Genomic DNA, 13,026 nt, shown 5'->3' on the forward strand with positions numbered 1-13,026 from the left:
TGGCTTGAGGCCGCCGTTCAGGCGGTCCGCAGGTTGGCGTGGTTGGTCAAAAAGTCCTGGTACGCCAGCTTGAGGCCATCGCGCAGCGACACCTGCGCACGCCAGCCCAGCTTGCCCAGGCGTGACACATCCATCAGCTTGCGCGGCGTGCCGTCGGGCTTGGTCGGGTCGGTCACGATCTCGCCCGTGTAGCCCACCGTCTCGGCCACCAGCTTGGCCACGTCCAGGATCGAGATGTCGTCGCCGCAGCCCACGTTGATGTGGCTCTGCATGGGCTGCGTGTGTTCGCGGTAGATCTCGGGCGCCAGGTCCATCACGTGCACGGTGGCGGCGGCCATGTCGTCCACATACAGAAACTCGCGCTTGGGCGTGCCCGTGCCCCAGATGGTGACCGTGGGCGTGCCGGCCAGCTTGGCCTCGTGAAAGCGGCGGATCAGCGCGGGCAGCACATGGCTGTTCTCCGGGTGGTAGTTGTCGCCCGGGCCGTACAGGTTGGTGGGCATCACGCTGCGGTAGTCGATGCCGTGGCTTGCGCCGTACTGGCGGTTGTAGCTCTCGGTCAGCTTGATGCCGGCGATCTTGGCGATGGCGTAGGGCTCGTTGGTGGGCTCCAGCGTGCCGGTGAGCAGCGCGTCTTCCGTCATGGGCTGGGGCGCCATGCGGGGGTAGATGCAGCTGCTGCCCAGAAAGACGAGCTTCTTCACGCCGGCGCTGAAGGCCTGATGGATGACGTTGGCCTCCATCATCAGGTTGTCGTAGATGAACTCGGCGGGGTAGGTGTTGTTGGCATGGATGCCGCCCACCTTGGCCGCCGCCAGGTACACGTCGGTGATGCCCTGGGTCTGGAAGAACTCGCGCACGGTCGCCTGGTTGGTCAGGTCCAGCTCGGCGTGGGTGCGGGTGACGATGTCGGTCTCACCGGCCGCCTGAAGGTGGCGAACGATGGCGCTACCGACCATGCCGCGGTGGCCGGCGACGTAGATGCGCTTGGAGGAAGAGGTCATGGTGCTTGCGGATGCGGCGGAGGAGGGTGGGGGAGGAGGGCCAGGCGCATAGGGGTGCGAGCCAGCCTAGAAAGGTTCGTGCCTGCCGGAGGCCCGGCCTTCGGCGTCGGCTCCGATTCTGCCGGGTTCTTGACACATTCTTGCGGCGCTTGCACGGTGTCTGAAGCCTTCGTAACAGTTTGGGCTATGGCGTCGGCAGGAGACGGATTGTGGTGGTGCTTGTCCGTCCAGAGGGGTGCGACCGCCGAGCTCGCGGATGGTGCTCAGGTGTGCTGGGCCTGAACGCGGCATGTGCCTGTGCGGCCACCTCTCGCTGACCAAAATGCAAGCTGACGGCTCATGCGGCAAGAGCCATCTGCGGGCCGAGCGCGGGCCGCTCCATCCCAGCCTGACCCTTGGGGCTTGGAAAAAAAGCTGAGGCTATTTTTGCCGCCAGCATCAGCGCGCAGCGACTGAGCGGCATGGGCCAGAAGGTGAGCACACAGCAGGTGATCATTTGATACCGCCGTGTCATGGCAAAGCCATGTCCCATCCATCCGACTGGAGGCAGTTGGATAACTGGCGCCAGCCGGTGGCAAGGTGGCCGACGATCACAGGACCTCAGAAGCGGTGGAACTGAAACCGGTGGCTCTGAACACTGGACGCAGCACTCGCGCTAGACAGTGCAATATAGGTTTTATTGAATTTTGCCGCGGTGGGCTTGATATGCCTTTTGCTCAGGACTCCACTGCAAGCGCAGTTTCGATAAGCGGGGCTGCGCAGGAAATTGGACTTTGGGGATGAGTTGGATATGCGGCCATTGCTGGCGGGGATCGGTTTGCAACTGCACTCGCCATTGGCCGTTAAATTCATGATGTTCGCGAACTCCGTTTGGCCGCCAGTCTCCGGCAAGCAGTAGGGAATATGCGGTCTGATAACAGGAAACAGGTCGTAGTTCTCCTGATTTGCTGTAGTAAAGCCAGCGTTCGTAAGAAAAAGAGCCGCCACCGCCGGCATACCCTTCCATTTTTTCAAAACCGGCAATCAAAACCCATTTTTTATTGATCTGCTGCCACTTCCATCCGGATAAGTTCGGAACCATCACATCGCCTTCACTCGCCCCGATATCCCCCTCTTTCACCGGACTAAAACAAGCCGGAGTCTCGAGGTGCGAGTTGGAGTCACTCGGCGCAAATTCTTGACTCTTCCACAGCGAATCGAGTGAGAACTTCTCCAAGATATAAATCGTCAGCGGTGTTTCGTCGTCGATGCTATTCTTGTTCGGAGCTGATATATGCAGCAGGAACAAATGCCCTGACGTCTCGGGGCGGTACACATCTAGATTTGTCACTAAAGCCCAGTTGGATAGATATGGAACTTTGTTATCTTGTTTTGCATTCAATTCTATTTTATTCGAATCGGTTCTGATTGGAATTAAGAGTCCCGTCGCATTTTTTCCTTCCAATTGGCTGGCCAGCGCCTCGGATTTAATTTTTTGCTCTATGATTTCTTGATCCAGCTTGCTGTGCTTGATCTTGGCTATAGTACGAAAATCTGGCAGGCCCTCGGCTTCGGCTAAAACATAGCCTAGACGTCTTTGCAAATCCTTGGAGAGCAGCTGTGCTTCTGGTGAGCGTGCATGACGCAGGTAGCTCAGTGCCGCTTTTATATCGCCGGCTTTATCGAGAACTTGCTTTGCCGCCTTGACTCGGAATTTTTCTACAATTTCGGCGGTTTCCGGGGTATCCGGCAAATAAATTTCATTGCCGGGTTCCGTATTATCTTGTAACGCCTCCGATAAAGCAGAGGCATAAAAATTCTCCTGAACAATTTCGTTGCGGCGTATCATCAGGTTCAATGCTCTCCAAAAGCTGCTGATGGGGACGCCGTGTTGCGTAAGCAATTGGTAGGCACGCTTCGTAGGCCATGGATTTACGGAAATGATTAGCTCTGCCGCCGCACGTCGGGGGTCCACTTGCCAATGGTCAACCGTTCCAGGCGGCAATTGTTCTAAATCGCATGCATGGTAGAGGCCCAGAGCTTGCCCCGGATCTTTTGGCACGCCTAGCCCCCGTTGATACAAAGCTGCTAATTCGATGCGTGTCAGATCGGTAATGGTGCCACGATTCGCAATCGGCAAATCGAGTACGGACTTAAATGCTGCCGCGGCATCGGCATATTTCTTTTGCGCCAATAAACATTTCCCATACTGAAAACTGGCGTAGTCATAAGAACTTGCCCCTTGAATGCGTGCGGAAATTAGATGGGGTATGGCCTGAGCACAAATGCTCTCCGTAAAGTTGATTCCCCTTGTCATGCGGTGCGCTTGGCTCAACTGTGCTTGCGCTTCACTTTCGGCGGCGCGTTGCTTCTTCTCCCTCTCCATGAGGCAGAGTTCATTACATTTGGAATCATCCCTAGCGTCGGCGGAGAAAGCCGTGCTAGCTAGATAAAAGAACAATAAAGTAAAAAAGAGCCTTTTCATAAGATCCAGTTGTCTAAATATACTTAATGTTTTTTGAGATATTGGAATTAAATAAACATAGGTGATCATTTGCGCCAGGCGCAGATTTCAAAATTCTGCCCAATCCAGCATCCCGGCTCGGAATTAGAGCGGGTTGCGCTTCCCCAACTATTCTGTATGCCTTCATTCGTCATGCCGCTTACCAGTGCCTGATTTTTTTCCGTGACAAAAACGGTGAGGGTCGACATCTCGCCTAAAATCGGATTTGGTTTACTGGACTCTTTTTTCCAAAGAGTGAAAGTTCCATCTTGCACTATATGGATAAGGCAATCACCTTTAAATATCGCATGTTCATATGTATTAATTTCTATTTTGCATTTAACCTCTTTTGCTTGTGATAAACAAATGAGCGGAAAAGTTGTCAAAAAAATAAGCACTGAGCTATTTACTCTATTAATCATCTATGTTGTTTTTAGATTGCTGATATTGATAAGAAATCCGATATTTCTGCGTAAGCATGAATAAAGTATTTTTTCCTGCTCTCAATTTTCTGGTCCAGCAGCCCGCGCCGGACTTGAAACTAGGCTTTTGACTAATCTAAAAATTCGATGCTGCGAAGGATTTGTAGCGTTTGGGGCATCAGGTTGCCTTTGGGGCCATCGCGCAGGAGACCGACTTTGCCAACTCCGCACAGTGCTTTAGATCCGTGGTAGAGGCAGAAGCTCATGTACCTTGTACGTCCAGCTTCGTCGCCAGTGAGTTGATCGCTTGTGTCGGCCCACCCGTGCGCGTTGGGTGTCTTGACGTCATAGACGCGCATTGCGTCCACGGTCGCACTTAAAAATTCGGGATCACGGTAGTCCTCAGATTGAGCAAGATACTTGCGTATCTCCTCTGAGTTTTTCCTCCAACTTTTGGTTTTTTCATCGTAGATGCCAGAGGGTTGAGGATTTTCCAAAAATTTTTTATCCTTGCATGATAGGGATAGACTCAGGTTGTCGGTGTTTGAGTTCCATTTTTTTGGAATTGGATATATGGATATGCCGCCCTCATTATATTTTGGGTCGCCGCCATTACCGAATTTATATTTCAGGGCAGAGGAAATATTAAAGCTTATCTTGCAGTTTTCTCCCATATCTAATACTTCATGATTTAATTCCTTGTTTTGTTGCGGCTGACTTTCTATGTCATTCGCGTAGCACGAGAAAATACAAAGGGCAATTATCAGAGGCAAAAATGATGTATTAGTCATTAGTTCTTCGTGGCACTTATCCTTCGGGGTACGGCTCCTCAATCCAAGAATTCAATGGTGCGAAGAATCTTCAAAATATGAGGGGTGACGTCGCCCTGACGGCCGTCAAGTAGCCGAGCAACTTGACCGAGCCCGCAAAGGGCTTTTGATCCGTGATAGATGCAAAAGCTCATATATCTACGCCTGATATTCTCGTCTCCCGTGATGTCGTCGCTTGTGTCTGCCCACCCATGCGCATTAGAGGTTTTTACATCATTGACACGGATGGTGGATAATTTCTCTTCTAAAAAAGCAGGATCTTTGTAATCTTGTGACTGCGCAAGATATTCTCTTAACCCTGCCTTGTCTTCTTTCCATTTTTTAAATTTTTCGTCATAAGCTCCGGACGGTACTGGATTAAGGTTATGATCCTTTTCCTCGCAGGTGAGATTTAAATTGAGTTGACCTAAGCGGGAGTTCCATTTTTTAGGGAGAGGATTGATTGTCATGCCTCCAATGTGGTATTTAGGGTCGCCACCATTCCCAACGGCTATCTTTATATTCGCTGGAAGGTCAATGGAAATATTGCACCCGGGACCCATATTTAAGATTTCACGCCTGATTTTTACTTGGTATCTGTCGACTACTTTATTTTGTGCTGCGAGCGCTAAATTGGTAGTTATTGCCGCAGATAAAAGTATCGCGATTTTATTTTCCATTATTTATTCTTTGCGTGTGGCCATCAGGATAGGTGACGATCAAGTTTCCGTTTTACGGATCGCAGGGAGCAGGTCATTCGCTGAAGCCACCTTAATTATCCGATTCGTTTATCTATGCCAAGCACATACTTAAAAATCGGTTACGATCCAGCAGCCCGCGCGGATTTGAAGCCATATCCGGATCATCTTAAAAAAACACTGGCGCGCGCCGTGTACTCACTGGGTCAATAGAGCTTGATCTGGCGCGGAATGAAAAGTCTGCGACTACCTTGAATATTTGGGAAATGACTGGCCCTTGAACTCAGGGCATTCTTCGTATTTTCCTTCAGTATCGAAATAGTAGTCATAGTTGATTTCAGCGGCCGTTCGAAGATCAATCATGACACCGGTTCCGGACTCGATATTGAGTCGTTGTCCATCCTTCAAAAAGCCAGCGCCGAAAATACCACTGCTTAGGCCAAAGGTTCTGACAATCCTATTTTTCTCAAGATCCACCAATGTCGCCTCGCCGTCCTGAGGATGATTGGCATTGAATTTATTCGGCTTTCCCCAAACCAGCGCTTTGGTTTTGTCGCACTTGATCTGGTAGCCATCGATCGTGTGCATGTATTTGATGGTGCGGATCTGCCGTAATAATTGCGAAAAAGATATTGGGTGCTGCGCTCCCGGCTTTCTCGCATCTGCGTGCGAATCGAGGGCAACGACAACCAAGCACAGAAGCAGCAATATTCTAGTCATGCCGATATTCGCTGGAGCCACCTTAATTATTCGAATCGTTTATCTACGCCAAGCACATACTTGAAAGTCGGTTCGTTCCAGCAGCCTGCGTCGGATTTGGAACGCATTGCATCTCCCCATATATTCTGTATTCCGTCAGTGGTCATGCCACTCACCTTGGCTCTATCCCCGGTTACGACGAAGACGGTGATGGTTGACATGTCCTCAAATATTGGTAGATGGTTCTCAGGATATGGCGCCCATAAGATGAAGGTTCCACCGCCCTCACGGTGAATTTCGCAATCTCCCTTGTAAAGTGCGTGCTCTGGGGCCGTTATTTCGATTCTGCAGGCCACTGTTTTTTCATCCGAAAAACAGAAGAAGGACAAGCAATATAGGAGAAAGAAGAGGAGCGTCTTTGCCTTATTAGTCACACCGCTATTTTTGAGCTTGAAATTTTGGATCGAGTGGCCTGAAAAACCGTGCTCACCTATGAGCGGTAATCAATTATCTCCACTGAGCGAGAAGAATAATGTGCAGAGAATTATGAATTTTCTGATACGGAGTGAATCTAGAAATTAATGAGACACACTAGTTTTTGCAAAGATAATCCGGCAAGAAGTTGATTTTGGAAGGAAGAACCTTCGGGTGCGATTGACAATCTTCCTCATCGTTTCTTTGGATAGAAAAAGAATAATCTGGCTTCTTTTTCGAGCTTGTAAGGCGCTCATAGACGCGCACATCTTCTGAGCAGCAACCACTTGATCCCCTGAAAACATATAGGTTTTTTATAAATAGAACTGATGTGTATGATCCGGAGAAGACCTTGACATATCGGTTATTCATCATTTTGTAGATGTCGTGCATACACGACTGTCCGCATTGTGCGGTCGTCTCGATTTCTGGTAATCCATCGTTATCAATTTGGAGGAGTTTTATATCAGCAAATGGGGCTTCTTCCATAGATTGAGTTAATTTGAAAACTTCCCGACCTTCTTCGGTGATGATTCGGCCCACGATCAAATCAGGTTTTCTTGTAATTTGAAGCCGAATTCGGTTATGGTGCGTTTGAGGCTGAGCTGCAAAAGAAATGGAGATTAGCAAAAAAGAATAAAATGCGAGCGCTAAGTATTTCATGGAAGATCACTCATTATTTTGTAGATCAAATCGGAATGAATTTGGCGCTCTTTTAGGCCGTTGACGCCTCCGTTTATCAGGCGCGTCACCTTTTCGACAAGCGCGTGTGAGTACTGAGTATTTTCTGCAGAGTTGATGGTGCTATGGGGTCGTCCCAGTCGACCTGCGCCTAAACCTCGAATGGGTGTAACTTCCCAATACCAGCCTCCTGCGTCCATTGCACTGTATCGATCATTTGCAATAAATTGTGGGTCCGCTATCTGCGGTGCCCGTGCGCCGGTTCGGGTCCACCACGGATCGTCAAACGCCGACATGGTTAACCATCCTCTGAAAACCCAATAGTAGGCGTAATTAAATCTTCCCGTTAACTGCTTCAGGCCTCTTCCTCTGAATTTGATATGATCGCGAGCGTCTATGTTTCCATTTATTCCTCGATATCGATCAAAGTAACTCTCGGCGGGATCGTCGAACCACTGTGTAGTTTCTTCTCTAGTGCTACCACGAGTTTTCCCTCTCTCAATGATCAAATTTAATTGACTTGCTTCGACGGCGCCCTGACCAAAAAAAAGAGTTATACGTAATGGAGAGTTTATGCCGTATTTTCTCGTTGTCACGTTAAGAGGTGCATTGTATTTTTCTAGATTGGCTTCCCTGACGTCTTTATAAATTCTCTTTAGTTCCTGTTTGCTTAGCCAACTACATTTGCGCATGTTGCCAATAAATATCGCGGGATGAAGATGCCAACTTGCCTCTCTGTATTCTTGCGGTAAATTTTCCAGGCTGATCGCCTCGCAGTGCGCCGCAAACTCTTCCCAGCCCTGGCCTTCAGACATCCGGAATTCCTCATCCCTCTTCAGCCATTCATAGCGCTGGGTGATCGTCGCCTTGTCCCATTCCGTCGGAAACCGGCAGATCGCGTGTTCAAGCTTGGCGCGGACTTCCGGCACATTCAGCCGTTTGGCCAGCGCGTCCCGGTCCTTGAGGGTTTCGGGTTGCGCGGGGTCGCGGATCAGGCGTTTGAGTTCGATGGAATCGCAGCGCTGGTCCAACGGGTTGGTGTCGTCGTCAAAGCACTGCCAGCCGCGGAATGCCGGAAAGTCCGCATCGCTGAACTTGTAGGTGCCCGGCGCATTGAGGTCGGCCCACACATGGCCGCTGTCGGTGGGAATGGGCCGCCAGTGGGCGGCGTTGGCGGGCAGGGGGTCGGGCCCCAGGTTGCGGCCAAAGCGCAGCAGCTCGTACCAGCCGCTCGGGCTGCTGCGTGCTTGGTCGGCGTCGCTCAGGTCGTTGTGTCGGCGGTTGGCCTCCTTGTACATGTCGTACTCGAAGTCCTTTTCCACATGCGGCTGCCCGATGCGCTGGCCCACCAGCAGGCCGCCGGCCCCTGCGGTGGCGCGGTAGCTGGTGAGCGTGGCATCGCCGCCCTGGGCCGCTGAGCCTGAGGCGCCGTAGCGGATTTCGACCCACTGCGCCTCGTGCAGCGTGTCGGGCACGAAGTGGTCTGTCGCGGCACTGGCGCCGGCCGTCGGCTTTTCATACAGATGCGACTTCGGTGCGCTGGTGCGCACGGGTGTGCCGGCGGGCAGGTAGACGTAGATGCTGCCGAACACGGCATCGGTTCTGCCGTTGTCCTTGGGTGGGGCGCCGGGGTCCGTCCAGCGCATCGGTCGGGCGGGGCCCAGCAGTTGCTGCAGGTTGCGGGCGTCCAGGCAGATCTCGAAGTGCAGCCGTCCTTCCTGGCCGAACAGGCGCCCGGCGGTGCCGATGGCGTCCTTGCGCCAGATGGGTTTGCCCGGCTGCACGGCGGCCTCGATGCGGGCCAGGTGCATGTACACGCTGTAGAAGGTGATCTGCGTCGGGGTGTCGCCTGTGGCGCCGATGTCGGTGGTGTGGCGCACGATCACGAGGCCGATGTCGGTCCAGGCCGCGCGTTCGCCGTAGGGGTTGTAGTTGAGTGGGTGCTTCGGATCGTCGCTGTGGGGCGCGCTGTCGCGCCGGTAGATCACGGTGCCGTCGGCAATCGCCCGCACGGGCAGCCGTTGCTTCTGGGCGTCGCACGGCGCGTCCAGGTGCATGCCGTTGTGCCAGGTGAGCTTGCTCACCAGCGGAAAGGAGCCTTGGGGTGCGCCCCGGGTGCCGTGGGAGGCATCTGTGCATTCGGGCATGGCTGCATCGAGGAAGGCGGCTTCGTTGGCTTGCGGCGGCGGCAAAAAGGGCGGGCTGATGAGCATGGTGGGCGGAGCCTGGAATGGCGGCTAAGCGGGAACGGAAGGGCGCGACGAAAGGGCGAAAAGAAGGCGCGTGGAGCGCGGCGCTGCGGCGATCCGCCGCCGCGTTAGCTGGAGGGGCCGAAGCGGCGCCCCTGTCGCCGCTCGGGTGGGTAGTCGCCCTGCGCAAAGTCCTGGCTCTGCACGGGCCGGCTCATCGGCCCCACCTGCGCATGCAGCGCCGCATGCTCCTGCCACGTCCCGGCGGTGCCGTGGCGGATGCCCTGGGCGCTCCACTCGGTGTAGCTGCCGCCGCCGATGATCACGACCTTCTTGCGCGCCTGGATGCGGATGCGTCCTTCGACGCTGGTGATGCGCACGTCCTTGTGCGCCAGCAGCACCAGCTCGCCCTGGTGGGCCTGCACTTGGATGGGCCCGCGGCTGGCGATCCAGCGCAGGCCGCCCTTGCGCACGAAGGCGCGCACGCCCTGGGCTGCGCTGGCCAGCCAGCGTTGCGCGGTGCTGATCGACAGGTGCTGGCCGGTAGTGACAGCGGTGTGCGTGCCGCTGTGCAGGTGAGCGCTCTCGGGCACGCTGGCCACGATGCCGGTGGGGCTGGCCAGCACCATGTGCGGTGCCTGGAGCGGATCGGGGTTTGGGCGCTCGCCGGTGTCGCCGGCGATCTGGTCGTTCTGCGTGCGCAGGGCTTTCTGCACCTCGTCCTGGTCCTCGCCGGCCTGCTGGGCGCCGTGCACCTGTGCGGCCTCGGCCAGCGCATCGTGCTGCTCATGCGCGCCGCGCAGGCGCTGCACCGTCTCGTCCATGTCGCGCATCGCGCCCAGCGCTTCGGGTCGTCCCTCAGTGGTGATGAGCATCCCGTCCTTGGCGCGCAGCACGCCGTGCCCATCGGTACGCAGTTCGAAGCCCTCGCCGCGTGCGTCCTTGCGGCCCTGGTGGTCCTCGATGCGCGTGATCGCGCCCAGGCTGAGGCTGGAATGCTGGTGGTCGCTGTGGAGCTGGGCCTGGATCTGCCCGGCCGTGTCGTCCATCACCAAGTGGTTGCTGCGCCCGGCCGCGCTGTTGCCGCCGCCGTCGGTCAGCTCGCGGCTGCGGAAGCCGCTGAGGGCGCTCTGGCTGGGCAGCTTCCACAGCGGCAGGTTCAGCTGGTTGTGCACCCGGCCTGTGCAGATGGGGAGGTCCGGATCGCCGCCGAGGAAGTCGACGACCACCTCCTGCCCGATGCGCGGGAGGTGCACGCCGCCCAGCTGGTTGCCCGCCCACGGGCTGGAGACGCGCACCCAGCAACTGCTGTGCGGGTTCTCCTGGCCTTGCCTGTCCCAGGGGAACTGCACCTTGATGCGTCCGAGTTCGTCGGTCCACAGCTCCTGGCCCTCGGGGCCGACCACGCGGGCGGTCTGCGGGCCGTGGGTGTGGGGCTTGGTGCGGGTGAGCGTCGGCCGCAGGGGCTCGGTGATGGGATGGGCCAGCAGGTCCACCTGCACCCGCCAGCGTTGCTGCGCCTGGGGCCGCGCTACCGTCGCCCCCGCGGCCAGCGCCGCCTGGCTGTCCTGCCCCACGTCCTCGATGAGGAGCTCGGTCTCCAGGATCAGGTATTCCGCATTGGCCGCTTCCCTCGGATGCCCCTGCAGCGTGAAGCTGAAGCCCGGCACCATGCCGCGCAGGTTGCCGCTGGCCCGCGCACGCGCCCCCGAGGTGCGCAGCTGCTGCATGCGAAGCCGCGCGATCAGGTCGCCCTCGGCCAGCGGGTCATTCGGGCGCGCGGTGCCTGCGCGTGGCTGGGCGTAGTGGCTGCCACCGAGGCTGGCATGCCAGGCGTAGACCTCCGCCTCCGCAAAGCCCGTGGGCCGTGGATCGCTGCGGCTGACCGTCAGGTCGGCGCGCGGCCGGGTGTAGTCGTAGTCGCGGCTGCTGTAGCGCCCGCTGGTGATGCGGCTGGCGGGCATGAAGGCATGCAGATACTCGGCGTCGAGCTTCCAGCCGGGCGGGTGATAGGCCACTTGCCGATAGGCCTCGCTCGGGTTGGGCCTGAAGGCGCCCAGATGGTCCGAGAGCACCAGCCGGTGGGCGCCCGCGTCGTGCTCGAAGTGGTAGCTGATGCCCCACTCCTGGCACAGGCGCTCGAAGAAGGCGAAGTCGCTTTCGTTGAACTGGGTCTGGTAGTCGCGGATGGGGAAGGATTCGGCCAGACGCTTGTCGACCGGGAAGGGGTAGTTCGCCAGGAGGGCGTCCAGGATGTCGACGACGGTGGCGTTCTGGAAGATGCGGCAATCGGCGTTGAGGGTGGCCAGGTGCAGCCAGGGGCGAAGGAGGAGGCGGTAGCGCAGGTGTCGGCCATGCTCGCCCAGCAACTCTGCTTCGGTGATGAGGGCGTTGATCTGGCGGATGCCGGCGCCGAGGTGATCCACGGCATCGCCGACACCGCCGGGCACGAAGGTGCCGGCACCATCGAGGTCGATCTCGCAATGGATCTCGCGGCCGATCAGCGCGTCCAGGTCGATGTCGGCACAGGCGTCGGCCAGGGCGCCGGGGTCCAGCGCATCGGGGGTCTGCAGGAGCAGCTCATAGGTGAAGAGGGCATTGACGCCCTCGTGGCCCGACAGCCGCACGGGCTGCAGCAGGGGCATGCCGGCAAAGACCGGCAGTGCGGGCGAATGCACCCGCAGCGTGTGTGACAGCGTGGACATGGAAACCTCTCCCTTTGCGCCGCGCTTTCGCTTGCTTTGTTATGGGTGCGAAGGCGGCGCGGGGGAGGGTAAATGCGGGTCTTGGCGGTCCGCGGCACTCGGCGCGGACCACCCCAACTTTTGCCGCGATCCGTGGAATAGTTCCCCGGCTCAAACCTCCGCATCTGCGGATGGTCGGTCCTCACATGGCCGGCAGAAAAAAGTTGTCCATTTGGAAAAAACGCGGCGCTGCCCGAGGCATCCGGGCGATGTGCACGCTCCTTGCATCGCATGCCGGATCGCGCACAGGAGTCGGCATGAGTCACGCATCAGAACAGGTCCCCGTTCCCCAACCCGATCTGGCCGCACGGCTGGATGCGATTCACGCATTCCTGCGTTTGACTTCTTTTTTCGTATCCCGCGTGACGCTGGGCAATGCCATCGAGGGCTATGCGCGGGTGCACAAGCTGACGCCGCTCCAGGCGGCATGCGAGGTGGAAGAGCGGCTCTCCGAATCCAGCCTGGCGCCTGCCCAACTGGTGGGCTATGCGGGGCAGGAGTGAGGACGGGGCGGTGCGCGGAGCCCCGTCGCGGTGCGGCTAACGGTGCCTGCGGCGGGCGCGCCAGGCCAGCGTGGCGTAATCCTTGAACAGCAGGTCGCGGTACAGCATGTGCAGGCCGCGCAGCAGGAACACCACGCAGAGAAGCGCAGCCGACACGGTGACGACGATGTAAGCGCTACTGCCCGCGCCGGCCGGGGCCGCTACAAAGATCGCGAGAAATACAACCAGGAAAAGAAGGATGGAATAAAGCAAAAGAACCAGCCCACGCCATTTCCCCAGCCGGCGGGCCGCATATTCGGGACTGAAAATGAATTTAAGCAT

At 56.7% G+C, this 13,026-nt stretch carries 11 protein-coding genes; 1 reads left to right on the forward strand and 10 read right to left on the reverse strand.

The annotated features are described in order from the left end of the window. Positions 1-17: 17 nt before the first annotated feature. The 9 genes from fcl to ACT54X_RS04490 all read right to left on the reverse strand — a co-directional run bounded on the left by fcl (position 18) and on the right by ACT54X_RS04490 (position 12,163). Positions 18-1,004 carry a GDP-L-fucose synthase gene (gene fcl, locus ACT54X_RS04450; protein ID WP_476345254.1) on the reverse strand — a complete coding sequence of 329 codons (987 nt, stop codon included), beginning with the start codon at positions 1,002-1,004 and terminating at the stop codon, positions 18-20. Between the two features lie 676 nt (positions 1,005-1,680). Beyond that, positions 1,681-3,537: a hypothetical protein gene (locus tag ACT54X_RS04455; protein WP_476345256.1), complete on the reverse strand. Its 1,857-nt coding sequence runs from the start codon at positions 3,535-3,537 to the stop codon at positions 1,681-1,683. After that, positions 3,534-3,908 (reverse strand): hypothetical protein, encoded by a 375-nt coding sequence (locus ACT54X_RS04460; protein WP_476345258.1) that lies wholly within the window; start codon positions 3,906-3,908, stop codon positions 3,534-3,536. The genes ACT54X_RS04455 and ACT54X_RS04460 overlap by 4 nt, the downstream gene beginning before the upstream one ends. 131 nt (positions 3,909-4,039) lie before the next feature. Then, on the reverse strand, positions 4,040-4,699 hold the full coding sequence (locus tag ACT54X_RS04465; RefSeq protein ID WP_476345260.1) for a hypothetical protein: 660 nt from the start codon (positions 4,697-4,699) through the stop codon (positions 4,040-4,042). Between the two features lie 38 nt (positions 4,700-4,737). Continuing rightward, positions 4,738-5,397: a hypothetical protein gene (locus tag ACT54X_RS04470; protein ID WP_476345262.1), complete on the reverse strand. Its 660-nt coding sequence runs from the start codon at positions 5,395-5,397 to the stop codon at positions 4,738-4,740. A gap of 264 nt (positions 5,398-5,661) precedes the next feature. Next, the gene (locus ACT54X_RS04475) at positions 5,662-6,156 is read right to left on the reverse strand and encodes a hypothetical protein (protein WP_476345264.1); all 495 of its coding nucleotides are present in this window, start codon (positions 6,154-6,156) and stop codon (positions 5,662-5,664) included. Positions 6,157-6,705: 549 nt separating this feature from the next. Beyond that, complete coding sequence (locus tag ACT54X_RS04480; RefSeq protein WP_476345266.1) at positions 6,706-7,251, reverse strand: hypothetical protein; 546 nt, start codon at positions 7,249-7,251, stop codon at positions 6,706-6,708. Beyond that, positions 7,248-9,482, reverse strand: a complete 2,235-nt coding sequence (locus tag ACT54X_RS04485) for a hypothetical protein (RefSeq protein WP_476345268.1) — start codon at positions 9,480-9,482, stop codon at positions 7,248-7,250. The genes ACT54X_RS04480 and ACT54X_RS04485 overlap by 4 nt, the downstream gene beginning before the upstream one ends. Positions 9,483-9,586: 104 nt before the next feature. Then, a complete protein-coding gene (locus ACT54X_RS04490; RefSeq protein WP_476345270.1) occupies positions 9,587-12,163 on the reverse strand; it encodes a type VI secretion system Vgr family protein in 2,577 nt (858 codons plus the stop codon). Between the two features lie 377 nt (positions 12,164-12,540). On the opposite strand from ACT54X_RS04490, the gene ACT54X_RS04495 reads away from it, so the two are divergent. After that, positions 12,541-12,705, forward strand: a complete 165-nt coding sequence (locus ACT54X_RS04495; RefSeq protein ID WP_476345272.1) for a hypothetical protein — start codon at positions 12,541-12,543, stop codon at positions 12,703-12,705. A gap of 36 nt (positions 12,706-12,741) precedes the next feature. Here the strand turns inward: ACT54X_RS04495 and ACT54X_RS04500 are convergent, their stop codons facing one another. Further along, positions 12,742-13,026: a hypothetical protein gene (locus ACT54X_RS04500; protein ID WP_295380431.1), complete on the reverse strand. Its 285-nt coding sequence runs from the start codon at positions 13,024-13,026 to the stop codon at positions 12,742-12,744.

The organism is Pseudacidovorax sp. DMC4 (assembly GCF_056314265.1).